This window comes from Streptomyces sp. 12E (assembly GCF_055633275.1).
Window position 1 is genome coordinate 3340379 of the sequence record NZ_JBVNCJ010000001.1, and the last position, 23072, is coordinate 3363450.

The following is a 23072-nucleotide window of genomic DNA, read 5'->3' on the forward strand; positions in this document are numbered from 1 at the left end:
GGCGTACGTCAACACGCCGCCCGGAGTTGCGGGTTCCGCGTCCCCCGTAACGGTGACGGAATGTTTTCTTTCCGCTACCGGGCGCTACCCTCACTCGCGTGAAGCACTCCACTAACCGTCAGACGCGTCGCGGCCAGGGCCCCGCCCGCCGGATCGGCCGTTCCCTCGCCTTCGTCCTGCCCGTCGTCCTGGTGTTCTCCGGGACGCTCGCGGTCGCGCAGGTCAACTGGTCGGGGACCTCCTCGAGCCCCGTGCTCACCGTCGCCTCCGGCGCGTCCTCCCGCGCCGACGCCCGGGCGCCGCAGCACGTGCTGCGGGACAGGCTGCTGGTCGAACTGCAGGAGGAGAACCCGGGTGTGGCGCTCACCCACCTCCAGCAGGCCGTGAACGACCGCCCGTCGCTGGCGAAGCACTGCGCGTCCATCGCCCGCGCCCTCGGCAAGGCGGCGGTCCGCGTCTACGGCCCCACCAAGGCCCAGTCCTACGCCCGCCCGGTCTGCGACACCTCCTTCGCCTCAGGAGTCACCACAGCCGACAGCTGACCCCGCCCCCTTCGCCGGCGCGGGAGTCGTGCCTCCCCCGGTGCCTCAAGGGCCTGGGAGGCACCCCGCAGGCGTCGGGCCGCGCGAACACCCCGGCCCACACCCACGCCGGCCGCCCCGCGGGCGCCGCGTAAAGTGCGGGCATGACCGATCCGCGTGCCGTCGCCCGCCCCGTACAAGCCGTGGTCCTGGCCGGAGGCCAGGGATCCCGGCTTCGTCCGTACACCGACGACCGCCCCAAGCCGATGGTCGAGATCCCCGGCACGGGAACCCCGATCATCGGCCACCAGCTCTCCTGGCTCGCCGAGGAGGGCGTGACGGACGCGGTGGTCTCCTGCGGTCACCTCGCCGAGGTCCTGCAGGAGTGGCTGGACACCGCCGACCTGCCCCTCTCGGTCACCACCGTCGTCGAGACGGAGCCCCTCGGCCGCGGCGGCGGCCTGAGGTACGCCGCCGCCCGCCTCCCGCACCCGGACCGGCCCTGGTACGCCACCAACGGCGACATCTGGACCCGTTTCTCGCTGCGCGACATGGCCGACTTCCACACCGAGCGGGACGCCGTCGCGACCCTCGCCCTGGCCCGACCGCGCATCCCGTGGGGGGCGGTGCGCACGGACGGCTTCGGTCACATCACCGACTTCATCGAGGCCCCGCCGTCGACCTTCGAGATCAACGCGGGCGTGTACGTCTTCTCCCCCGAGTTCGCCGACCTGCTCCCGGAGCGCGGCGACCACGAGCGCACCACGTTCCCGCACCTCGCGCGCGAACGGCGGCTGGCCGGTTTCCCGATCCCCCAGGGTTCCTACTGGCGCGCGATCGACACCGCGAAGGACCTGACCGAGGCGGCCAAGGAGCTGGCGGCGCAGGGCCGTTGACGCTCCTCCTTCCTCCCGTCACATCGTCCGGCCGCCGTCCGTCAGTGACATGACGCGGCGGCACCGCCGCGCCGGACGAGTGGAAGGAAGGACCGCACGATGCTGACCGACGTCATGTACGTGACGATCAACGTGACCGACCAGGACCGGTCCCTGAGGTTCTACACGGAGCAGCTGGGTCTGGAGAAGCGCGTCGACCATCCGGGCCCCGAGGGACGCTTCCTCACGGTGGGCGTTCCCGGCAGTGCTCTGGAGTTCATCCTGTGGCCGTACGCGGCGGCCGCGGGGCGGCCGGCCGAGAGGGAGCCGGGCGGCAGGGTCCTCGGTTCGGTCTTCCTCGAGTCGGACGATCTGCGGAAGGACTTCGCGGTGTGGCGCGAGCGCGGTGTGACGTTCGACCGGCCCGAGCCGGAGGACTACCCGTTCGGGGTGCGCATCGAGGCCGTGGATCCGGACGGCAACCGGATCGCGCTGCGCCAGCGCGGCCGGGCGAGCGGGGCGTGACGGCCGGCCGGCCGTAGCCGCCGCCCGACGGCAGTGGGGTCCCGCACGGACGATGTGCGGGACCCCACCGTCGTACGCGGGGGGCCGTCCTATCCCAGGAGGCCGCCCACAAGGCCGGGTTTCCCGGAGGAGGAGCCGCCGCTGCCGCCGCTCGGTGTGCCGCTGCCGCCGGAGGCGCCGGCGCCGCCCGAGGTCGGACCGGAGCTGGTGCTCGGCGCCTGGCCGACCGGGGAGGACTGCTGGGGCGGTGCCTGGCCGACGCTGCCCTGGGTCTGGCTGGGCGCGCCGGTGGTCGCGCCGGCGCCCTGGGTCGCACCGGGGGTGGTGGCACCGACGGACGGGCTCGCCGCCTCCGAAGCGGCTTCCCGGGTGGGCGGGGTGGGGGCGGTGGGGGTCCGCTTCTCCTTCCGGCGCTCGCCTGGCTCCTCCGGCAGCGGGGAGCCGGGAAGCTCGTTGCGCGGGGCCTCGCCGGGCCCGGGGACGACCACGCGGTCGGCGTCCCGTACGGCACCGCCGAGCAGCGAGCCGACGAGCATGCTGAACCCGCAGACCACGAAGGTGACCAGGGCGCCGCGGCGCAGCACGTACCGGCGCAGGTCCCACAGGTCGGCGCGCGGGCCGAGCCGGCGCCAGGCCCTGGCCGCGAGGCGGCCGTCGACGGAGTAGACGGGGGCGCCCGCGATGATCAGCGGCGACCAGGCGGCGAGGTAGATGATGTCGGGGGCCTCGTAGGCGGGGACGCTCTTCCAGCTGACGGTGACCAGCAGGGCCGCCGAGAGCGTCGCCCCGACGACGGCGGCCAGGCGCTGCCAGCAGCCGAGGGCGGTCAGGACGCCGACGACGATCTGCGCGAAGGCGATGGCCAGTCCGGAGCCGATGGGGTGTTCGAGGGCGAACTGGCGCAGCGGTTCGGCGACTTCCCAGGGATGCAGGGTGTGCAGCCACTTGACCATGGAGCCGCGCTTTCCGCCCTCGAAGTAGAGGGGGTCGCACAGCTTGCTCATTCCGGCGTACACGGAGATGCCGCCGAGGAAGACGCGCAGCGGGAGCAGGACGACGCCGAGGTTCATCCGGCGCCCGGGGTAGTAGGCGTGCCGGGCCGGGTCGTCGCCGTGCCGCCTGGCGTGCCGGCCGGTGTCCTCGGGCTCGTCGTCGTAGGCGGGTCCGTCGGCGTAGGCGGGTTCGTCGTAGACGCTGCCGACCGTGCGCATCGGGGGCAGCAGGGGCCCGTCGGCGGGGCGGCGCTGGGCGCCGACGAACGGGGTCTCGAGGGGCTGGGTGTCCGGGTCGTCGGCGGGGGCGTACCCGGCGCCGACGCGCGGGACGACCCGGGTGGCCCCGGCGTCGGTGAGCGACTCGTCGGCGGGGCGGACGCCTTCGTGCCGTACGGCCTGGAGCAGTCGGTGGGCGCCGGTGTCGTCGGGGGCGGACCGGCCGCTCCAGACGACGGGCCGGCGGCGGGCGCCGCTCTGGCCCGGCATGCCCACGGTGGTGACGACGGGGATGCGGGCGGTGTCCTCGGCGGCGCCGATGTGCCGTGCGATCCGCGGCGAAGGGGTGCGCCGCGCCGAGGCGCCCAGCTGCACGCGGAAGCTGGCGTGATTGACGATGACCTGCGCCGGATCGCTCGGCACCTTCACCATGCTCAGCGCGGGAGCGTCGTCGAGTCCCGACGAGCGGTCCCCCGTGGGTGTGCGGGGTGTTCTGGTGTCCACACTCATCTAACCGAGTGACACGGCGTTAGGACACTGCCTTGACCCGCCGGAAGTGTCCGGACCGCGTCAAGCCTGCCCGGACCACCCGGAACACCCCGTGCGGGTGACCCCGCCGAACACCCGTTCAGCCCCGTCGGCGCGCCGCCTCGTACAGCACGATCCCCGCCGCCACGCCGGCGTTGAGGGACTCCGCGCCGCCCGGCATGGGGATCCGCACCCGGAAGTCGCAGGTCTCGCCGACCAGTCGGGAGAGTCCCTTGCCCTCGCTTCCGACGACGACGACGACCGGTCCGCTCAGCGCCTCCAGGTCGCCGAGCTCGGCCTCCCCGTCGGCGGCCAGGCCGACGACCGTGATGCCGGCCTTCTTGTACGCCTCCAGCGCGCGCGTCAGATTGGTGGCGCGGGCGACGGGCGTACGGGCGGCCGTGCCCGCGGACGTCTTCCAGGCGCCGGCGGTCATCCCGGCGGCGCGCCGCTCGGGCACGACGACGCCGTGGCCGCCGAACGCGGAGACGGACCGGACGACGGCGCCGAGGTTGCGCGGGTCGGTGACCCCGTCGAGGGCGACGATCAGCGGCTCCTGCCCCTCGTCGTGGGCGTTCGCGACGAGGTCCTCGGGGTGCGCGTACTCGTACGGCGGGACCTGGAGGACCAGGCCCTGGTGGTTCAGCCCGTTGGTCATGCGGTCGAGTTCGGGGCGGGGGGCCTCCATGAGGTTGATCCCGCCGCGCTCGGCCGCGAGCTGGAGCGCCTCGCGCACCCGCTCGTCGTTGTCGATGAACTGCTGGACGTACAGCGTGGAGGCGGGCACGCCCTCGCGCAGCGCCTCGACGACCGGGTTGCGGCCGACGACGAGTTCGGAGGTCGAGCGGCCCCCGCCGCGCCGCTGCGTGGTGCGGCCCGTGGCGCGGCGCGCCTTCGCCTGGGCGGCGCGCTGCTTGGCGTGGCCCTTGCGCATCTCGGCGGGCGGCGTGGGTCCCTTGCCTTCCAGGCCCCGGCGCCGCTGGCCGCCACTGCCGACCTGCGCGCCCTTCTTGCCGGACATGCGGCGGTTGTTCGCGGCCATGAGGTATCCGTCTCCATGAAGTCGTGGGTGGTGCGTATGTGTGTACGTCGGTGAAGCGTGCCGGTCCGCCTGTGCGCCGGCCCACCTGTGAAGTGTGCCGCCCGGAGGCCCGGACGGCACAGTCGATCTTCGGGCGCCGGGTCGACAGGGCCCGGCCCTCAACGCGGGCCGAGGCTCCAGCGCGGCCCCTGCGGGCCGTCCTCGATCACCAGGCCGGACTGGCCCAGCTGGTCGCGGATGGCGTCCGCGGTGGGCCAGTCCTTGCGGGCACGGGCGGCCTCGCGCTGGTCGAGGACCATGCGGACGAGGGTGTCGACCACGCCGTGGAGGTCCTCGCCGCGGTCGCTCTCGCCGGCCCAGTGCGGGTCCAGCGGGTCGAGGCCGAGCACGCCGAGCATGGCGCGGACCTCGGCGAGGCGCGCGACGGCCTCCTCCTTGTCGTCGGCGGCCAGCGCGCTGTTGCCCTGCCGGACGGTGGTGTGCACGACGGCGAGCGCCTGCGGGACGCCCAGGTCGTCGTCCATCGCCTCGGCGAACGCGGGCGGCACCTCGGCGGCGGGTTCGACGACGCCCCCGGCCTTCTCCACCACGCGCTGCACGAAGCCCTCGATCCGCGCGAACGCGGACTCGGCCTCGCGCAGGGCCTCCTCGCTGTACTCGATCATCGACCGGTAGTGCGGGGTGCCGAGGTAGTAGCGCAGCACGATGGGCCGCCAGCGCTTGACCATCTCGCTGACCAGCACCGAGTTGCCGAGCGACTTCGACATCTTCTCGCCGCTCATGGTGACCCAGGCGTTGTGCACCCAGTACCGGGCGAACTCGTCGCCGTAGGCCTTGGCCTGGGCGATCTCGTTCTCGTGGTGCGGGAAGACCAGGTCGAGGCCGCCGCCGTGGATGTCGAAGGCGCCGCCGAGGTACTTGTGCGCCATCGCCGAGCACTCCAGGTGCCAGCCGGGACGACCGCGGCCCCACGGCGTCTCCCAGCTCGGCTCGCCGGGCTTGGCCGCCTTCCACATCGCGAAGTCGCGCGGGTCCCGCTTGCCGGTCTCGCCCTCGCCGGACGGCTGGAGCAGGTTGTCGAGCTCCTGGTTGGACAGCCTCAGGTACTCGGGGAACGAGGCGACGGCGAAGTACACGTTGCCGTCGGCCTCGTAGGCGTGCCCGCGCTCGATGAGGCCGCGCATCATCTCGACCATCTCGGTGATGTGGCCGGTGGCGCGCGGCTCGTAGGTCGGGGGCAGGCAGCCGAGGGCGCGGTAGCCGTCGGTGAAGGCGCGCTCGTTGTCGTAGCCGATGGACCACCAGGGGCGGCCCTGTTCGGCGGACTTGGCGATGATCTTGTCGTCGATGTCGGTGACGTTGCGGACGAACGTCACCTCCAGGCCGCGGTACTCGAACCAGCGGCGCATGATGTCGAAGTTCAGGCCCGAGCGGATGTGCCCGATGTGGGGTGCCGCCTGCACGGTGGCACCACACAGGTAGATCGAGACGCAGCCCGGCCGGAGCGGGGTGAAGTCACGGATCTGCCGGGCGCTGGTGTCGTACAGGCGAATAGTCACGGCACCAGGGTAGTAGGCGCGGGGGTGTGCGCGGTGCGGCTCGCTGTTTCGACGGCGTCCGTCACGGCGGGCGCGGTCGTTCGTCACCCGCGGGCCGGTGCGGTCCGCCCGCGCCCGCGCGGCGGGGCCGCACGTCGGCACGGCCCCGCGCCCCTCCGTACGGGACCGCTCACCCCTCCCGTACGACGAGCGCCGTCGCCACCGCCATGAGGCCCTCGTCCCTGCCCGGGAAGCCCAGGCCGTCGGTCGTGGCGCCGGAGACCGAGACCGGTGCGCCCGCCGCCTCCGAGAGGAGCTTCTGCGCCTCGTCCCTGCGCTTGCCGACCTTCGGGCGGGGGCCGACCACCTGTACGGCGATGTTGCCGATGCGGAAGCCGGACCCCCGGACGATGCGCGCGGCCTCCGTCAGCAGGGTGACGCCGGAGGCGCCCGACCACTGGGGGCGTCCGGTGCCGAAGTGCTGTCCCAGGTCGCCGAGGCCGGCGGCGGAGAAGAGGGCGTTGCAGGCGGCGTGGGCGACGACGTCCGCGTCGGAGTGGCCGGCGAGGCCGGGGCCCTCGCCCTCCCACTTCAGGCCGGCGCACCACAGTTCGCGGCCGTCCTCGAAGGCGTGGATGTCGGTGCCGATGCCGACCCGGGGCAGGGGGTACGCCTCAGAAGCCATCGTTGTGCCTCCTGCGGGCCAGGACCGCCTCGGCGAGGACCAGGTCGAGGGGGCGGGTGACCTTGAAGGCCTCCTCGTGCCCGGGGACGGTGACGACGGTGAGGCCGAGCTGTTCGACCATGCTCGCGTCGTCGGTGACGTCGTCCCGCACCGTCTCGTGCGCGCGCACGAGGGTGGCCCGGTCGAAGCCCTGCGGGGTCTGCACCGCCCGCAGCAGCGACCGGTCCGGGGTGGCGACCACGGGTTCCGGCTCGCCCGGGGCGGCGGGCCCGACCTGCTTGACGGTGTCGGCGAGCGGCAGCACGGGCACGACGGCGGGCGCTCCGTCGCGTACGGCCTCGATGACGGCGTCGACGGTGTCCACGGGGACGAGCGGGCGGGCCGCGTCGTGCACCAGGACGATGTCGTAGCCGGCCGGCAGCGCGTCCAGGCCGAGCTTCACGGACTCCTGGCGGCTCTCGCCGCCGGGGACCACGACGAAGTCGGTGCGTTCGGGCAGCGCGTGCGCGTCGAGCAGCGACCTGACCTCGGGGGCGCCGTCGGGCGGGGCCACGACGACGACCAGGGAGACGGCGCGGGAGTCGGCCATCGCGCGGACGGCGTGGATGAGCATGGGCGTGCCGCCCAGCGCGCGGAGCGCCTTGGGGGCGCCCGGGCCGAGGCGTACACCACGGCCGGCGGCCGGGATCACGGCCGCCGTGCGGGCGGCCGTACGGCCGGATGCGGGGTTCGGCGACGGCGGGTGGAGCGGATCGGCAGACATCGGTTCCTGTCAGGTTTGTGTGCTCGGCCTACGTGGGTATGGCCTGGGCGTACCCCCTGCTCCCGGAGCGGGGGCAGTGCCGGGCGTCCCGCCTCGACCAGCCCCTTCCGTGATTCTGGTCGAGTCGACCGCCCGGGCCCGGTACGCCAGGGGCGGGGACGTGAGTCATGACACATTCCCCGGCGCGACGCAAGTGCAACGCGACCGAGGCGTCCGGGTACGAACATGCCGCAGCGCCCGGCGACATCCATGACGTCATCGGGCACCGCGGCATTTCGATGTACTGAGTGCTGAGAGCGAGCCGCGCGCTGCGACTCGGGAATCTCAGGAGGCGAGCACCTCGTCGAGCAGGGCCTCGGCCTTGTCCTCGTTGGTGTTCTCCGCGAGGGCGAGCTCGCTGACCAGGATCTGACGCGCCTTGGCGAGCATGCGCTTCTCACCGGCGGAGAGTCCACGCTCACGCTCACGACGCCACAGGTCACGCACGACTTCCGCGACCTTGATGACATCGCCCGAGGCGAGCTTCTCCAGGTTTGCCTTGTAACGACGGGACCAGTTCGTGGGCTCCTCGGCATACGGAGCGCGCAGCACCTCGAAGACCCGGTCCAGCCCGTCCTGACCGACCACATCACGTACGCCGACGAACTCCGCATTGTCCGCTGGCACACGTACCGTCAGGTCACCCTGGGCGACCTTCAGCACCAAGTAGGTCTTGTCCACGCCTTTGATCTGGCGAGTTTCGATAGCCTCGATCAGCGCGGCCCCGTGATGGGGATAGACCACGGTGTCGCCAACCTTGAACGTCATGTGACAGGTACCCCTTCCGTGGCTATCCAGGGTAACACGGATACGGCGTCTTCTGAATGGCGTTTTCGCAGGTCAGGGCCATTCTCGGGGCTTGACAACAGCGACAGGAACGTGCTGCGGACGCCCGGCGGAAGCAGGTATTCGCAGGTCGGAGCGGCTGTTCGGGACGAGCGAAACGCGTACGTTACACACATCCGGAACCGTGCACGAGTGGCCGAACGTCCCCATATGTCCGGTTCCGCGCGCTCGACTTCCGCTACTCCGTTCGGTGTGCGGAGCCGGGTTCCGGTCGAATCCGGAATTGATCACGCGACGCGAGGACGGGCGGCCGGTGATCAATTCCGGAGCCCTCCGCTCATTCCTTCGCGAGAAATGCGCCATCACTATGGGAATGGCACGGGAGGGCGTCGGGAAAGCGACTCGAGTGACCGGTGAGTCACTTGTGACTCGGGAGACGAGGCGCGTCCTCTCCCGACCGCCGATGAGGCGGTTCGGGGGACTCGGAGCACTCCTTCCCGGGTCAACGCGGGGCGTCTCGGGAGGGTCGGGTGCGACCGGGCGGGAACGGCTCGGTAACCTGAGGCCGTTGACAGACACTCAAAGGCGGCTTCACCGGGTCGCCAAACGCTCGAGTCAAGGAGTTGCCGCCGCCGTGAGCAGCAGCCTTCGACGCGGCGCTCTCGCCGCCGCCGCCATCGCGTTCTCGATCGCCTCGCTCTCCGCGTGCGCGGCCGGCCACGACGCCCAGAGCCTGGAGATCCAGCCGGACAACGCGTCGGCGACCGTCGGCGACATCAAGGTCCAGAACGCCACCGTCATCACCCAGCCCGACCTGGAGTCGACGGGCCCGGCGGTCGTCTCCGCCACCCTGTTCAACGAGGGCCGCACCGACCAGACGCTGGAGTCGGTCACCCTCCCCGGCACCGGCAAGACCGCCGAGCTGGCCCCCGCCGAGGGCGGCAGCCTCACCGTCCCGGCCGGCGGCTCGCTGGTCCTCGGCGGCGAGGGCAACGCGGCCGCCGTCCTGCCCAGCAGCCGTGAGGCCGTCCAGGACGGCAACGCCCAGAAGGTCACTTTCACCTTCAGCAAGACCGGTGACGTGAGCCTGCGCGCGTTCGTCTTCCCGGCCGAGCACTTCTTCGAGGAGTGGGGCCCGACCGAGGCCGCCGCCGCGCCGGGCGCCTCGACGGAGCCGTCGACAAAACCGTCGGCGGAGTCCTCCGGCGAGCCGGCCGCCGACGCCACGGGCGAGGCCGCCGACGAGTCGGCGGAGACCGGCACCGAGTCGGGCTCCCCGACCGACGCGGCCTCCGCCAGCGCGTCGGCCGGCGCCGGCCACTGACCCCTCTCCGCGCGACGCCGAAGGGCGGGACCCCTCCGAGGGGTCCCGCCCTTCTCACGTGACCGCGGGCCGTCGGGCCTCCCCCGGAGGGGGCGCCCCGCACACGCCGGGCCGCGTGAACGCTCCTGCCCGGCCTCCGCACCAGCCGACGCGGCGCCACGGGCCTACGGCTCGAACTTGTACCCCAGCCCCCGCACCGTCACCAGATACCGCGGCGCCCCCGGGTCCGGCTCGATCTTCGCCCGCAGCCGCTTCACGTGCACATCGAGCGTCTTGGTGTCACCGACGTAGTCGGCCCCCCACACCCGGTCGATGAGCTGCATCCGCGTCAGCACCCGCCCCGCGTTCCGCAGCAGCATCTCCAGCAGGTCGAACTCCTTCAGCGGCAGGTCGACCTTGGTGCCGCCCACGGTCACCACGTGCCGGTCGACGTCCATCCGCACCGGCCCGGCCTCGAGCGCCGCCGGAGCGACCTCCTCCGGCTCCCCGCGCCGGCGCAGCACCGCGCGGATGCGGGCCACCAGCTCCCGCGAGGAGAACGGCTTGGTGACGTAGTCGTCGGCGCCTATCTCCAGGCCGACCACCTTGTCGATCTCGCTGTCCTTGGCGGTCACCATGATGACGGGGACGTTGGAACGGCCGCGCAGCTGGCGGCACACCTCGGTGCCCGGCAGCCCGGGCAGCATCAGGTCGAGCAGCACGAGGTCGGCGCCGTTGCGCTCGAACTCGTCGAGCCCGTCGGGCCCGGTGGTCGCGACCGCGACCTCGAAGCCCTCCTTGCGGAGCATGTACGACAGGGCGTCGGAGAAGGACTCCTCGTCCTCGACGACGAGCACTCGGGTCACGGAAGGACCTCCGGGGAGGGAAGCGTTTCGTACGCGGATGGATCGGAAGAGTGGGGGGATGAGCGGGACGCCCGTCCGGCCTCACCGTCGAGGCCTCGGGGGTCGCCCCGGTGGGACGTGTCGTCCCGGTGGGACATCTGAGGGGCGCGGTCGCGGGCCGCACGGGCCTCCGGCAGCCGCAGGGTGAAGGTGGAACCCTGGCCCTCGGCGCTCCACACCGTGACCTCCCCGCCGTGCGAGGCGGCCACGTGCTTCACGATCGCGAGGCCGAGCCCCGTGCCGCCGGTGGCACGGGAGCGGGCCGGGTCGACGCGGTAGAAGCGCTCGAAGATGCGCTCCTTGTCCTTGTCGGAGATGCCGATGCCCTGGTCGGTCACCGCTATCTCGATCAGGTTCCCGCCGGGCTGCGCGACCGTACGAGCCGCGATGCCCACGCGGGTGCGGGCGGGTGAGTAGTTGACCGCGTTCTCGACGAGGTTGCCGAGCGCGGCGGCGAGCTGACCGCGGTTGCCCCACACGTGCAGGTCGGCGACGCCGTCCGCCCGTCGCCCGTCGCCGTCCTGGTCGGGCCCTTCGGGCGCCAGAACGTTCGAGGCCATCGTGATCTCCTTGGTGCCCGCCTGGTGCCGGCAGCGGTCGATGGCCTCGGCGACCAGTTCGTCGACGCGGACGGGTTCGGCGTCCTCCAGCGGGTCGTCGTTCTGCACCCGGGAGAGGTCGATGAGCTCCTGCACCAGGCTGGTCAGCCGGGTCGCCTCGATCTGCATCCGCCCGGCGAACCGTTCCACCGCCTCGGGGTCGTCGGAGGCGTCCATCACGGCCTCGGAGAGCAGCGAGAGCGCCCCGACGGGAGTCTTCAGCTCGTGGCTGACGTTGGCGACGAAGTCGCGCCGTACCGCCTCGATGCGGCGGGCCTCGGTGAGGTCCTCGACAAGCAGCAGCACCAGCCGGGAGCCGAGCGGCGCCACCCGCGCGGACACCGCGAGGGCCTCGCCGCGTCCGGTCCCCCGGCGGGGCAGGTCCAGCTCGACCTGGCGTATCTCGCCGTCGCGCCGGGTGTCGCGGGCCATCTGCAGCATGGGTTCCACGGCGAGCTTGCCTCCGCGCACCAGCCCGAGGGCGTACGCGGCGGAGCTGGCCTTGACCACGCCGTCGGCCTCGTCGAGGACGACGGCCGACGAGCGCAGCACGGACAGCACGGTGTCCACCCCCGGCGGGAGCACCGGGTCGGTGTGCAGAGAGGTGCGCGTGGGGCGCCTCTGCTCGCGCTCGCTGAAGCGGAACGCCAGCATGGCGATGACGCCGGTGAGCACTCCGGCGATCGCCGCCACTGCGGCGACCGCCGCGTTCACGTCCATGCGTCCAGGTTAGGCATGGCGCGGGTGGTGCCCACAGCCGTCGGAGGGGGAGCTCGAACACTCGTCGCCCAGAGTTCACCTTGGAGCCAGGGGCGGTTCACATGAGGGGCCGGAACCGGACGCGTACGGGACGGAACGTGGGAGCGTGGGGAGGAGACCGGGCCCCTGAAGCCCGGACGAAGACGCACGAGAGGAAACCTGATGCGGGACGCGTACCACGAGGAACTGGATTCGATCGGCGACGGTCTGGTGGAGATGGCCCGGCTGGTCGGGTCGGCGATCGGACGCGCCACGACGGCCATCCTCGACGCCGATCTGAAGCTGGCGGAGAGTGTGATCGAGGCCGACCAGAAGGTCGACGAGCTCCAGCACGACCTGGAGGCCCGGGCCATCGCCCTGCTGGCCCGCCAGCAGCCGGTGGCGACCGACCTGCGCATAGTCGTCACCTCGCTGCGGATGTCGGCCGACCTGGAGCGCTCGGGCGACCTGGCCCAGCACGTGGCGAAGCTCGCCCGGCTGCGCTACCCGGAGCGCGGGGTCCCGCGGGACCTGCACGCCACGATCCTGGAGATGGGCCAGCTCGCGCAGCGCCTGATGGCGAAGGCGGCCGAGGTGATCATCACCAAGGACGTCGACCTGGCGCTCCAGCTGGAGCAGGACGACGACGCGATGGACCTGCTGCACCGCACCCTCTTCCAGCACCTGATGGACGACCGCTGGAAGCACGGCATCGAGACGGCCGTCGACGTCACGCTGCTGGGCCGGTACTACGAGCGCTTCGCCGACCACGCGGTCTCGGTCGCCAAGCGGGTGGTGTACCTGGTCACCGGTGAACACGCGGACGAGCTCCAGGCGGACCTGCAGCCGGAGATCCAGGCGGTGACGGGGGCGGAAGGGGCCTGATCAGGGGCGCACCCGCGCGACGCGTCCCGGCCCGAGGGCGTACGAGCCCCCATGCGCCGTTGATGCGCCCGGCGGGGCGGGCGTCCAATGGGGGCAGGTGCGCACAGGTGCCAGCCCCGAGGAGGGACCCATGGCCGATTCCCCGAGCACGACGCCCGACCCCGCGCGGGAGCGGGAGACCGAGCAGCCCGCCGAGATCAGGAACCTCACCCTGATCGCCGCCTGCGGATGCGGCTCGGGCTGCGGCTGCGGCTGCCAGTCGGGCAACCCGTGCCAGTGCGGCTGACTCCGTAGGACCCCGTAGGACCCCGGACTCCGTAAGGCCGGGGCCCCGGCGCTCAGCTGCGCCGGGGCTCCCGGCCCTGCTCAGGACGCCTTGGCCTCGGGAACCGCCTCGGCTGTCTCGCCCGTCTCCCCCGTCTCGCCCGTCTTCTCCGCCTCGCCCGTCTCGACGACCGCCGCCTCCGTCGTCCCTTCCGGCAGCCGGCGCATCAGCAGCCCGTATCCGAGGCCGGCCACCGTACCGGTGACGGCACACAGACCCCACAGCCACGCGGACCCGAACCGGTCGATGACGAACCCCGCCATCAGGGGCGCGACCAGCGCGGCCACGGCCCAGGACATGGTGTACATGCCCTGGTAGCGCCCGCGTCCGTGCACCGGGGAGAGCCGTACCACGAGCCCGGTCTGGGTCGGGGCGTTCACGATCTCGGCGAGGGTCCACACGCACACGGTGAGGGCGAAGACGCCGACCGAGCCGGCGAACGCGGTGAGGCCGAGACCGTACCCGGCCAGCAGCGACGAGATCACCAGCAGCCGCCCGGGGTCCCGGTGCTCGATGAACCGGGTGACCGGGATCTGCAGCACCACGATGAGGACGCCGTTGACGGCGATGGCCATGCCGTAGTCGGCCGGTGTGAACCCGGCCTCGCCCATCGCGATGGGCAGCCCGACGGACGCCTGCTGGAAGATCAGCGCGATGAGGAACGACAGCCCGACGACCCCCATGAACCGCCCGTCCCGCAGCACGGTCCCCAGCCCCACGCCGTCCTCCCGCGCGGCCGCCTCCGCGCTCCGGACCGGCTTCGACTCGGGCAGCTTCAGGAAGACGACGACGGCGCACACCAGCGTCATCAGCGCCTCGATCAGGAACCCGGCGAGGTAGCTGTACTCGGCGATGAACCCGGCCCCCGCGGAGGAGATCGCGAAGCCGAGGTTGATGGCCCAGTAGTTGAGCGAGAAGGCCCGGACGCGGTCCTCCGGCCGCACGATGTCCGCCATCATCGCCTGCACGGCGGGCCGGGAGGCGTTGGAGGCCATGCCGACGAGGAAGGCGACGGCCGCGATGGCGACCGGGTCCCGCATGAAGCCGAGCAGCGCGACGGACAGGGCGGTGGCGGTCTGCGCCACCAGCAGTGTGGGCCGCCGCCCGAGCCGGTCGGTCATCACGCCCGCGCCCAGTGAGGAGATCACCCCGCCGAGCCCGTGCAGCGCGGCGACGAGTCCGGCGTAGGAGGCGGAGTACCCGCGGTCGAGCGTCAGGTAGAGCGCCATGAAGGTGGCGACGAACGCCCCGAGCCGGTTGACGAGGGTGCTGATCCACAGCCACCAGAACGCGCGGGGAAGCCCCGAGACGGACTCGCGCACGGCACGTCTCACTCCGGCGACCGACATGGAACTCCCCCTGGAACAGTGGTAAGCGGCTGGAACAGCGAGCACACCTTACGAAGCAGGGGAGCCGGGAGACCACTCGATTAACAGATCCCGTCAACCGTCCGCCAGGCGGGCGGGGCGCGCGACCCCCGCGTGACGTCGATTACGCTCGGACGCATGGCCGACGCACCGTACAAGCTGATCCTCCTCCGCCACGGCGAGAGCGAGTGGAACGAGAAGAACCTGTTCACCGGCTGGGTGGACGTCAACCTCACCCCGAAGGGCGAGAAGGAGGCGACGCGCGGCGGCGAGCTGCTCAAGGACGCCGGCCTGCTGCCCGACGTGCTCCACACCTCCCTCCAGAAGCGCGCGATCCGCACCGCGCAGCTCGCCCTGGAGGCCGCCGACCGCCTGTGGATCCCGGTGAACCGCAGCTGGCGCCTGAACGAGCGTCACTACGGCGCCCTGCAGGGCAAGGACAAGGCGCAGACCCTCGCGGAGTTCGGCGAGGAGCAGTTCATGCTGTGGCGCCGCTCCTACGACACCCCGCCGCCCCCGCTCGACGACGACGCCGAGTACTCCCAGTTCTCCGACCCGCGCTACGCGACCCTCCCGCCGGAGCTGCGCCCGCGGACGGAGTGCCTGAAGGACGTCGTCGTCCGGATGCTCCCGTACTGGTTCGACTCGATCGTCCCCGACCTCCTGGCCGACCGCACGGTTCTGGTCGCCGCCCACGGCAACAGCCTGCGCGCCCTGGTCAAGCACCTCGACGGCATCTCGGACGCCGACATCGCGGGCCTGAACATCCCCACGGGCATCCCGCTGTACTACGAGCTCGACTCCGACTTCAAGCCGGTCACCCCCGGCGGCACGTACCTCGACCCTGAGGCGGCCGCCGCCGCCATCGAAGCGGTCAAGAACCAGGGCAAGAAGAAGTAAGCGCCCACGAACAAGCCCCCTGCCCGCGGGTTCTCCGCCGGGAGGGGGTTTTTCGCTGTCTCCGGGCCTCCGTCGGCCAGGACAGTGACACCCACGCGGTTCACTCCACCGGGCCGTCACCCAGCACACCCTGGTTGTCACCCAGAGCAACGATACTTCGAGTGTTGTGCTAAATTCGCACACATGGAAATCGGAGTGCGCGTGGCCGAAGCCAGAGCGGAGCGCGGGATCACCCAGGCTCAACTGGCGGCCTCCATCGGCATGGACCGCACGGCGCTGGCGAAGATCGAATCCGGCAGTCGTCGCGTGGCCGCCGTGGAACTCGTGGCGATCGCCCGCGAACTGGGACGTCGTGTGGAGTGGTTCGTCGACGAGCCATCACCCGCGCTCGCCTCCTACCGTGGAGCCCAACCGGGAGTGGCCACGCAGGCCATCGACACGGAGCTCGACTCACTGGTCCGCGACGCCGAGTTCCTCACCTCCCGCTGCCCCGAGCTGGTCGAGGGGCAGCCGAGTCCCCTGCCCCACCCGACCACCGCAGAGGAGGCGGAGGAACTGGCGGCCTCGGCACGCCGACTGCTCGGCCTCGCCCCGGCGCAGCCGGCACATGAATTCTCCCGGTTGGCCGCCGGTGTGGGGCTGCTGGTCTTCTCAGTGGACCTCGGAGAAGGCGCGGACGCCGGCACGGTGTTGTTGAGGCGCGGCGGCGTCGCACTCGTCAACGGTCACTGGCGGGTCGGTCGGCGCCGCCTTGCCGCCGCCCACGAATTGGGGCACTACCTCGTCGCCGACCAGTTCTCCCTGGACTGGCGGGTGGCCGCGTCGGAGGCTCAGGGAATCGAGGCCCGGCTGGACCGCTTCGCGCGCGCCCTGCTCCTGCCCGGCGAGGACCTCCGGGAGCGCTGGGCGAAGTGGCTGAGCGTCCCGGACGAAACGTGGCGTGACGCCGCGGTGCGCGCCGCCAGTCACTACGGAGCGGACATGGCGACCTTGGCGCGCAGGCTCCTCGAGGTCGGCTTGGTGGACGGCAGTCGTGCGGAGGACATCCGCCGGGTCCACACCAAACAGGCCGACATCGTCGAGAAGAACCTCGTCGTCCGGGACGAACTGGCGCCCGTGGCACTGCCACGGCCCTACGAGCAGGCCGTGCTGAAGCTCTACCGCCACGAAGCGATCACTGCCGACCGGGCTCTCGGACTGCTCCGCGGCAGCTTCGACCGGGGCTCCCTCCCCGACCTGCCCCCCGTGCCCGAGGCGGAGATCTGGGAAGTGACCTCGTGACCGGATCACCGACCGCCTACGTACTGGACACCGGTCCGCTGAGCCACTTCGCGAAGGCACAGTGGCTCGGGGTCCTCAAGAGCGTTCTCAAGGATCACAGGGTGCTGATTCCCGACGTGGTCGCGGAGGAGCTGCGCAACGGGACTGACCAGCACCATCACCTGCGCTCTGTGCTCGACGCGGACTGGATCGAGACCGTTCCCCTCGAAACACCCGGCCAGCTGACGGCCTTCGTCCACTACGAGCGTCAACTGGTCGGTCCGGGAAGGCGCAACATCGGTGAGTGCGGAGTACTCGCGTTAGCAGAGACCCTGCCGGACGCCGTAGCAGTCGTCGACGATCGAGTGGCTGTGACAGCATCCCGCGGTCGGCCCGTCATGGTGCGCCGCACCCTGGGCCTGATGTGCGATGCCATCCATGCGGGTCTCCTCACGGTCCCGCTGGTGTCCGCCCTGGCGGACGATCTGCTGAGGAGCGAGTACCGCCTCCCTTTCAAGCCGGGCGGCTTCGCCGAGTGGTGCAAGAGAGAAGGGTTGTTCGAAGCCCCTGGGGCGGATCCGAGCGGCTGAGAGCCCTGCGGCGTTCCACACGCTCCGTTCCAGAGCACGCGGCGAGGTACCGCGCCCACGGCAAGCGCCGGCGAACCGCATTGTCCGCCTGTGCTCTCGGGCGGCCGACATGAACGCCGCCAGCCGATTCGTACCGAGCCGCGGTCCGGAAGACGCCGTCGCCCAGCACACCGGAACGAGCCGATAGGTCTCGACCGATGACCCTCCAGAGATCGACCCGCAGCATCCGGCCGCTGTCCGCATCGCGCACCTGGACCCGGTCGTCCTCCACCTGCCGGACGGTGCCGTAGAGGGTGGCGTCCGGCAGGTCCACGGGACTCCGCGCAGGGTGCCCGGCGAAGAGCGCGACGTTACCACCAGTCGCGGGCCCCGCCGTCCTCGGCCGCGTACGCGCTCTCGCCGCCCCGCCGCCTACGTGAGCGCGTACGCGGCCACCGGCTCCGCGGGGCCGTTCGCCGGCCGGCGCTCTACTGCAGGAAGTACGACCAGACCGAGGACTGGGCGCCGGACGTCACGATGCCTCCGGAGCCGCCGCGCAGGCGGAGGTGGTCGGTGAAGAGGTCGGCGTGGCCGTCGCGGTCCGAGTCGCGCAGGCGCAGCCCTTCGCCGAAGGACTCCCCGGCCTCCAGCCCGTCCGGTACGCCCGGGCTGTTGCGGTCGATGAACTGGGACTTGGCCCCGGTGAGCCCGGAGGAACCGCCGCGCAGGATGTGGAGGGCGCCGGCGTCGGCGTGTTTGCCGATGTCCTCTCCCGGGACGGCGACGGCGAGGTCCGGGTAGCCGTCGCGGTTGACGTCGCCGACGGAGATCCGGGCGCCGAAGCGGTCGCCCCTCTCCGCGCCGCCGGAGACGCCCGCGGTGTCCTGGCTGATGCGGGTGACACCGCTGGGGCCGCTCGAGCCGCCGCGCCAGACGAGGACGCCGCCCTTGCCGGTGGCGTTGGGGTGGCCGAGCGCGATGTCCCCGTAGCCGTCCTTGTTGAAGTCGGCGATCTGGGCGTCGACCTCCCAGCTGGTGTCCTCGCCGGTGCCCATCCGGTACGTCGCGCCCCGGGCGAGCGTGCTCCCGCCGCGGATGAACCAGGCGCCGGTGACGGTGTGCTGGTCTCCGTCCACCGCGCCGATGACCACGAGGTCGGAAGCCTTGTCCTTGGTGACCCGCCCGGCGGCCAGGTGCTCGGCGAACACCCTCTCGTTGCTGAGCCTGGTGACCTTGCCGCTGAAGCCGGACCTGGTGAACGAGCCGGTGTAGACGTGTGCGGTGTTGTGGTTGATCAGGGCCAGGTCGGGCTTGCCGTCGCCGTTGAAGTCCCCGGCGGCGAGGTCGAGTCCCATCTGGCCGCCCTTCCCGGCCATCTTGTTCGGGACGACGGTGCCTCCGGACAGGCCCTTCGCGGACCCCCAGAGGATCGTGGTCCCGCCCTGCTCCTTGTTCGCGCCGATGTCCTCGCCGTAGACGCCGACGGCCAGGTCGCCGTATCCGTCGCGGTTGAAGTCGGCGGCCGCCAGCGCGTTGCCGAAGCTGTCGTCCCACTCGTTGGCGCCGGGGACGCCCGCGCTGTTCTGCGTGATGTTCTGCTTGCGCCCGTTCGGTCCGGTGGCCGTGCCGTAGATGACGCCGACGGTTCCGGAGCCGTCGTTGCCCGCGTCGGTGACGCTCTGCCCGTAGGCGTAGTCGCGGTAGCCGTCGCCGTTGAAGTCGTCCGCGAACTTGGCCGGGGCCGCGGAGGCCGTGGGGGCGACGAGGAGCGGTGCGCAGAGGCCCGCCACGAGTGCCGCCGCGGTGGCGAGGACGGTGCGTGAGGATCGCATGCTTCTCCGAGGTCCCGGAAGCGTCCTGCGGACGGACGCTTGCACTGCGATCTTGGACGTGTGCGGACCCCCGATGGTTGTACGCCGGGGGGCGCGCACGTTCCCCCGGTGTCGCGGCCCCGGCCGGGCCTCCCCGGGCGCCCCGTGACCGCCGGGGGCGGTTCACCGCCGTCGGGCACGTGCGGCAGGAGGCGTCCTCGGTGCCGACAGCCATTCCTCCACCGTCGTGAAGTCCGCCTCCGTCAGGCCCTTCGCCGGGTCCACCCGGTGGAGGAGGGCCGGGGCCGGGTGGGCCGCCTCGACCCAGGCCCGGTCCGTCTCGCCGATCTCGTCGTCCAGCCAGACGAAGGGGCGGTGCCCGGCCCACTGCGCGAGGCGTCGCGTCTTCCAGTGCAGGCCGCGTGGCGCGGGGGCGTCGTCGTCCGGCCAGGTCACCGTCGGCAGGCGCGGCAGGCCGAGGCGTGGTGCGATCGTGTCGTTCGCCCCGTCCTGCCAGGTCGTCGCCCACACCGGGGTGCAGGGCAGGGCGAGCAGGCGGGAACCCACCGTGGGGTCGAGGCGGCCCAGCAGGGGGTTCCCGTCGTCCGTGGCGGGCCCCCGCGCGGCCTCGCCGAAGGGGATCAGCGGGCCGTCCACGTCCAGGAAGAGGAGCGGGCGGAGCGCACTGCTCATGCGGTCAGCGTCTCACGGATGCATCCGTGCGCCCTTGAGGACCTTGTCCACCGCGTTCCTCGGGCCGTGGACCGACAGGCCGACCAGGTCCAGGTCGGCCGTGCCCACGGCGCGGACCGCCGCGCGGTTGGCCTCGTCGTGCCCCGTGGCGAACAGGTCGGAGGTGAAGACCGCGCGGGGCAGGGCGCGGGAGAGGGCGCGGGTGTGGGCCGCCTTCAGCACTTCCTTCGTGCCCTGGAAGACCAGGACCGGCTGGCGGAACATCGGCAGGTACGGCACGCCGTCCGCGTCCTCGTAGGGTGCGCCGATCAGTTCGGGGAGCCGGGTGCCCAGGCCGCTGACCAGGAACGCGGTGACGTTGAGGCGCTGCCAGGGCTCCAGGTCCTCGCGCAGCAGTACGGCGATCTTCGTGTCGAAGCGAGTGCTCATGCCCGGAGACTGCCGGTCCGGCCGTACCGGCGTCTTGTACGTTGTTTGCATGGCCGCAGACCGCCCCGAGCGGACCGTTTCCGCCTGGCGGCCCCGTGTTCCGGGCGTCGTCGAGGTGCTCCACGCCCGCTTCACCGAGTACGCGTACCCGATGCACGTCCACGACGCCTGGACGCTGCTCGTCGTCGACGACGGCGCCGTACGGTACGACCTCGACCGGCACGAGCACGGCACCCCGCACGACACCGTGTCCCTGCTGCCGCCGCACGTCCCCCACAACGGGGCCCCCGCCACCCCCGGCGGCTTCCGCAAGCGGGTGCTGTACCTCGACGGCCGCCATCTCGGCGACGGCCTCATCGGCGCCGCCGTCGACCGGCCCGATCTGCGCGACCCCCTGCTGCGGCGGCGCGTCGGACAGGTGCACGCCGCGCTCGTGCGGCCCGGGGACGAGCTGGAGGCCGAGAGCAGGCTGACGCTCGTCGGGGAGCGGCTGCGGGAGCACCTGCGGTCCCGGGACGTCCTCGGCACGCCCCGGCGGGACCCCGTGCTCGCGCGGCGGCTGCGGGAGCTGCTCGACGAGCGGGTCGTGGAGGGCGTCGGCCTGGCGGAGGCCAGCCGGACGCTGTCCGCCCATCCCGCGCACCTGGTGCGGGCGTTCAGCGGGGCCTACGGCATCGCGCCGCACCAGTACCTGATGTCCCGCCGGGTGGGCCGTGCCCGGCGGCTGCTCCTGGAGGGGCGGCCGCCGGGCGAGGTCGCCGTCGCCACCGGGTTCTACGACCAGGCGCACCTCACCCGGCACTTCCGGAGACTGGTCGGGGTCACTCCGGGGCGTTACCGGGCGACGGGCGCCGCAGCAGGTGCGTGAACGCGTCCAGGTTGCGGGTGGACTCCCCGCGTGACACCCGCCACTCGTACTCCTTGCGGATCGCCGAGGCGAACCCCAGCTCCAGGAGGGTGTTGAAGCTGCCGTCGGCGGCCTCGAGGACCTGGCCGAGGAGGCGGTCGAGTTCCTCCGGGGTGACGGCGGCCAGGGGCAGGCGGCCGGTGACGTAGACGTCGCCGAGCGGGTCGACGGCGTAACTCACGCCGAAGAGCTTGAGGTTGCGCTCCAGGAGCCAGCGGTGGACGCCGGTCTCGTTCTCGTCGGGGTGGCGGATGACGAAGGCGTTCAGGGAGAGCGTGTGCCGGCCCACGATCAGGGACACGGTCGTGGAGAGCTTGCGGGTGCCGGGGAGCTTCACCGCGTAACTGCCGGGCGCGGGGCTCTCCCACTCCAGCCCGGCGTCCTTCAGGACGTCCTCGACGACCCGCGTCGCCTCCGCCGCTGCCTTGTCAGCCATGGGTCGAGCGTACGTGACGGCGGTGGGCCTGGGTGGCGGCCGTGTAGACGTCGGCCGTGGTCGCCGCGGCGGTGTCCCAGCCGAAGGACTGGGCGTGCCGGGCGGCGGCCTCGCCCATGCGGTCGGCGAGGTGCGGGTGGTCGGCGAAGTCGCGCAGCACGCGCGCGTAGGCGTCGGGGTCGTGGCCCTGGACGAGGAAGCCGGTGTGTCCGTCCCGTACGGCCACCGGGAGGCCGCCGACCGCTGCCGCGAGCACCGGGGTGCCGGCGGCCTGCGCCTCTATGGCGACCAGTCCGAAGGACTCGCTGTAGGAGGGCATCACGAGGACGGACGCCGCGCGGAACCAGTCCGCGAGCTGCTCCTGCCCGACGGGCGGGTGGAACCGTACGACGTCCGCGATGCCGAGCCGCGCGGCGAGCTTCTGCAGCCCTTCCGGCTTGGCGAGGCCGCTGCCGCTGGGGCCGCCGACCACGGGGACGCAGATGCGTGAGCGCAGCTCGGGGCGCTCGCCGAGCAGGACGGCCACCGCGCGCAGGAGCACGTCGGGTGCCTTGAGGGGCTGGATGCGGCCCGCGAAGAGCGGGATCAGGGCGTCCTCTGGCAGGCCGAGGCGGGCCCGCGCGGCGGCGCGGCCGTCGGCCGGGCGGAAGCGGGCCAGGTTGACGCCGGGGTGGACGACGGCGACCTTGCCGGGGTCGGCCGCGTAGTGCCGTACGAGTTCGCCGGCCTCCTCGGCGGTGTTGGCGATCAGCCGGTCGGCGGCGGTGACGATCTGGGTCTCGCCGATGACGCGGGCGGCGGGCTCGGGCGTGTCGCCGTCGGCCAGACTGGCGTTCTTGACCTTGGCCATGGTGTGCATGGCGTGCACCAGGGGCACGCCCCAGCGCTGGGCGGCGAGCCAGCCGACGTGGCCGGAGAGCCAGTAGTGGGAGTGGACCAGGTCGTAGTGGCCGGGGCGGTGGTGGGCCCAGGCCTGCATCACGCCGTGGGTGAAGGCGCACAGCTGGGCCGGGAGCTCCTCCTTGGCGAGGCCCTCGTAGGGGCCCGCGTCGACGTGCCGGACGAGGACACCGGGGGCGAGCTCGACGGTGGGCGGGAGGGCGGCGGCGGTCGCGCGGGTGAAGATCTCGACCTCGATGTTGATCGCGGCGAGGCGCTGCGCGAGCTCCACGATGTAGACGTTCATGCCGCCCGCGTCTCCGGTGCCCGGCTGGTGGAGCGGGGAGGTGTGCACGGAGAGCATCGCCACACGGCGGGGCCTGCGGTGCAGCCGCAGGCGCGGGGGCGTGGCGGGGGAGCGCCGCCCGAGCCTCGCGATGTACTGGCTCACGTGGCGTTCCTCCTCGCTGCGGGCATGGCTGTCGAAGGGTGTGCGGCCCTCGGCGGCGTCAACGCCGAAGGGGCGTCCTCCCATTTCCGGACGCCCTCTCCG

At 72.4% G+C, this 23072-nt stretch carries 24 protein-coding genes; 10 read left to right on the forward strand and 14 right to left on the reverse strand.

From position 1 onward, the window contains the following. The first annotated feature begins 98 nt into the window (after window positions 1-98). From ACZ8ZB_RS15440 to ACZ8ZB_RS15450, 3 genes are all read left to right on the forward strand, one after another. Window positions 99-542, forward strand: coding sequence for a hypothetical protein (locus ACZ8ZB_RS15440; RefSeq protein WP_470738311.1), 444 nt, complete (start codon window positions 99-101; stop codon window positions 540-542). Between the two features lie 143 nt (window positions 543-685). Next, entirely contained in the window at window positions 686-1417 is a 732-nt protein-coding gene (locus ACZ8ZB_RS15445; RefSeq protein WP_470738312.1) for a nucleotidyltransferase family protein, read from the forward strand. A 99-nt stretch (window positions 1418-1516) separates the two neighbouring features. After that, window positions 1517-1921 carry a VOC family protein gene (locus ACZ8ZB_RS15450; protein WP_470738313.1) on the forward strand — a complete coding sequence of 135 codons (405 nt, stop codon included), beginning with the start codon at window positions 1517-1519 and terminating at the stop codon, window positions 1919-1921. A gap of 89 nt (window positions 1922-2010) precedes the next feature. Here the strand turns inward: ACZ8ZB_RS15450 and ACZ8ZB_RS15455 are convergent, their stop codons facing one another. The 6 genes from ACZ8ZB_RS15455 to ACZ8ZB_RS15480 form a co-directional block, all read right to left on the reverse strand. Then, window positions 2011-3642, reverse strand: coding sequence for a DoxX family protein (locus tag ACZ8ZB_RS15455; RefSeq protein ID WP_470738314.1), 1632 nt, complete (start codon window positions 3640-3642; stop codon window positions 2011-2013). Window positions 3643-3760: 118 nt separating this feature from the next. Beyond that, entirely contained in the window at window positions 3761-4702 is a 942-nt protein-coding gene (gene rlmB, locus ACZ8ZB_RS15460) for a 23S rRNA (guanosine(2251)-2'-O)-methyltransferase RlmB (RefSeq protein ID WP_470738315.1), read from the reverse strand. A 158-nt stretch (window positions 4703-4860) separates the two neighbouring features. Beyond that, window positions 4861-6261 (reverse strand): cysteine--tRNA ligase, encoded by a 1401-nt coding sequence (gene cysS / locus ACZ8ZB_RS15465; RefSeq protein WP_470738316.1) that lies wholly within the window; start codon window positions 6259-6261, stop codon window positions 4861-4863. A gap of 169 nt (window positions 6262-6430) precedes the next feature. Beyond that, on the reverse strand, window positions 6431-6925 hold the full coding sequence (gene ispF / locus ACZ8ZB_RS15470; RefSeq protein ID WP_470738317.1) for a 2-C-methyl-D-erythritol 2,4-cyclodiphosphate synthase: 495 nt from the start codon (window positions 6923-6925) through the stop codon (window positions 6431-6433). Further along, window positions 6915-7688, reverse strand: coding sequence for a 2-C-methyl-D-erythritol 4-phosphate cytidylyltransferase (ispD, locus tag ACZ8ZB_RS15475; protein WP_470738318.1), 774 nt, complete (start codon window positions 7686-7688; stop codon window positions 6915-6917). Before ispD ends, ispF begins: the two co-directional genes overlap by 11 nt. A 324-nt stretch (window positions 7689-8012) precedes the next feature. Then, window positions 8013-8495 (reverse strand): CarD family transcriptional regulator, encoded by a 483-nt coding sequence (locus ACZ8ZB_RS15480; RefSeq protein WP_003953493.1) that lies wholly within the window; start codon window positions 8493-8495, stop codon window positions 8013-8015. 652 nt (window positions 8496-9147) lie between these two features. Here ACZ8ZB_RS15480 and ACZ8ZB_RS15485 point away from each other — a divergent pair. Further along, complete coding sequence (locus ACZ8ZB_RS15485) at window positions 9148-9837, forward strand: copper chaperone PCu(A)C domain-containing protein (RefSeq protein ID WP_470738319.1); 690 nt, start codon at window positions 9148-9150, stop codon at window positions 9835-9837. Between the two features lie 164 nt (window positions 9838-10001). Here the strand turns inward: ACZ8ZB_RS15485 and phoP are convergent, their stop codons facing one another. Together phoP and phoR are read right to left on the reverse strand one after the other, a co-directional pair. Continuing rightward, complete coding sequence (gene phoP / locus ACZ8ZB_RS15490) at window positions 10002-10682, reverse strand: two-component system response regulator PhoP (RefSeq protein WP_030829297.1); 681 nt, start codon at window positions 10680-10682, stop codon at window positions 10002-10004. Further along, window positions 10679-12040: a two-component system sensor histidine kinase PhoR gene (gene phoR / locus ACZ8ZB_RS15495; protein ID WP_470738320.1), complete on the reverse strand. Its 1362-nt coding sequence runs from the start codon at window positions 12038-12040 to the stop codon at window positions 10679-10681. Before phoR ends, phoP begins: the two co-directional genes overlap by 4 nt. A 201-nt stretch (window positions 12041-12241) precedes the next feature. Here phoR and phoU point away from each other — a divergent pair, with 201 nt between their 5' ends. Then, window positions 12242-12943, forward strand: coding sequence for a phosphate signaling complex protein PhoU (gene phoU, locus ACZ8ZB_RS15500; protein ID WP_381223167.1), 702 nt, complete (start codon window positions 12242-12244; stop codon window positions 12941-12943). Window positions 12944-13073: 130 nt separating this feature from the next. Further along, window positions 13074-13229 carry a hypothetical protein gene (locus tag ACZ8ZB_RS15505; protein ID WP_167353487.1) on the forward strand — a complete coding sequence of 52 codons (156 nt, stop codon included), beginning with the start codon at window positions 13074-13076 and terminating at the stop codon, window positions 13227-13229. 80 nt (window positions 13230-13309) lie between these two features. Here the strand turns inward: ACZ8ZB_RS15505 and ACZ8ZB_RS15510 are convergent, their stop codons facing one another. Continuing rightward, window positions 13310-14617 (reverse strand): MDR family MFS transporter, encoded by a 1308-nt coding sequence (locus tag ACZ8ZB_RS15510; RefSeq protein ID WP_470738321.1) that lies wholly within the window; start codon window positions 14615-14617, stop codon window positions 13310-13312. Window positions 14618-14773: 156 nt separating this feature from the next. On the opposite strand from ACZ8ZB_RS15510, the gene ACZ8ZB_RS15515 reads away from it, so the two are divergent. From ACZ8ZB_RS15515 to ACZ8ZB_RS15525, 3 genes are all read left to right on the forward strand, one after another. After that, entirely contained in the window at window positions 14774-15535 is a 762-nt protein-coding gene (locus tag ACZ8ZB_RS15515; RefSeq protein ID WP_470738322.1) for a phosphoglyceromutase, read from the forward strand. A gap of 183 nt (window positions 15536-15718) precedes the next feature. Beyond that, on the forward strand, window positions 15719-16816 hold the full coding sequence (locus ACZ8ZB_RS15520) for a helix-turn-helix domain-containing protein (RefSeq protein WP_470738323.1): 1098 nt from the start codon (window positions 15719-15721) through the stop codon (window positions 16814-16816). Next, entirely contained in the window at window positions 16813-17385 is a 573-nt protein-coding gene (locus ACZ8ZB_RS15525; protein ID WP_470738324.1) for a PIN domain-containing protein, read from the forward strand. Before ACZ8ZB_RS15520 ends, ACZ8ZB_RS15525 begins: the two co-directional genes overlap by 4 nt. 467 nt (window positions 17386-17852) lie before the next feature. Here the strand turns inward: ACZ8ZB_RS15525 and ACZ8ZB_RS15530 are convergent, their stop codons facing one another. From ACZ8ZB_RS15530 to ACZ8ZB_RS15540, 3 genes are all read right to left on the reverse strand, one after another. Further along, window positions 17853-19196: an FG-GAP and VCBS repeat-containing protein gene (locus tag ACZ8ZB_RS15530; RefSeq protein WP_470738325.1), complete on the reverse strand. Its 1344-nt coding sequence runs from the start codon at window positions 19194-19196 to the stop codon at window positions 17853-17855. Between the two features lie 162 nt (window positions 19197-19358). Continuing rightward, window positions 19359-19868, reverse strand: a complete 510-nt coding sequence (locus ACZ8ZB_RS15535; RefSeq protein ID WP_470738326.1) for an HAD domain-containing protein — start codon at window positions 19866-19868, stop codon at window positions 19359-19361. A gap of 12 nt (window positions 19869-19880) precedes the next feature. Further along, entirely contained in the window at window positions 19881-20348 is a 468-nt protein-coding gene (locus ACZ8ZB_RS15540) for a DUF2000 family protein (protein WP_470738327.1), read from the reverse strand. Between ACZ8ZB_RS15540 and ACZ8ZB_RS15545 the strand changes: the two genes are divergently transcribed. Then, entirely contained in the window at window positions 20347-21165 is an 819-nt protein-coding gene (locus tag ACZ8ZB_RS15545) for a helix-turn-helix domain-containing protein (RefSeq protein WP_470738328.1), read from the forward strand. The two genes, ACZ8ZB_RS15540 and ACZ8ZB_RS15545, sit on opposite strands and share 2 nt — an antisense overlap. On the opposite strand, the gene ACZ8ZB_RS15550 is transcribed toward ACZ8ZB_RS15545, so the two are convergent. Together ACZ8ZB_RS15550 and mshA are read right to left on the reverse strand one after the other, a co-directional pair. Continuing rightward, complete coding sequence (locus tag ACZ8ZB_RS15550; protein WP_470738329.1) at window positions 21119-21640, reverse strand: type III secretion system chaperone family protein; 522 nt, start codon at window positions 21638-21640, stop codon at window positions 21119-21121. The genes ACZ8ZB_RS15545 and ACZ8ZB_RS15550 overlap by 47 nt on opposite strands. After that, complete coding sequence (mshA, locus tag ACZ8ZB_RS15555) at window positions 21633-22970, reverse strand: D-inositol-3-phosphate glycosyltransferase (RefSeq protein ID WP_470738330.1); 1338 nt, start codon at window positions 22968-22970, stop codon at window positions 21633-21635. The genes ACZ8ZB_RS15550 and mshA overlap by 8 nt, the downstream gene beginning before the upstream one ends. Window positions 22971-23072 lie beyond the last annotated feature (102 nt).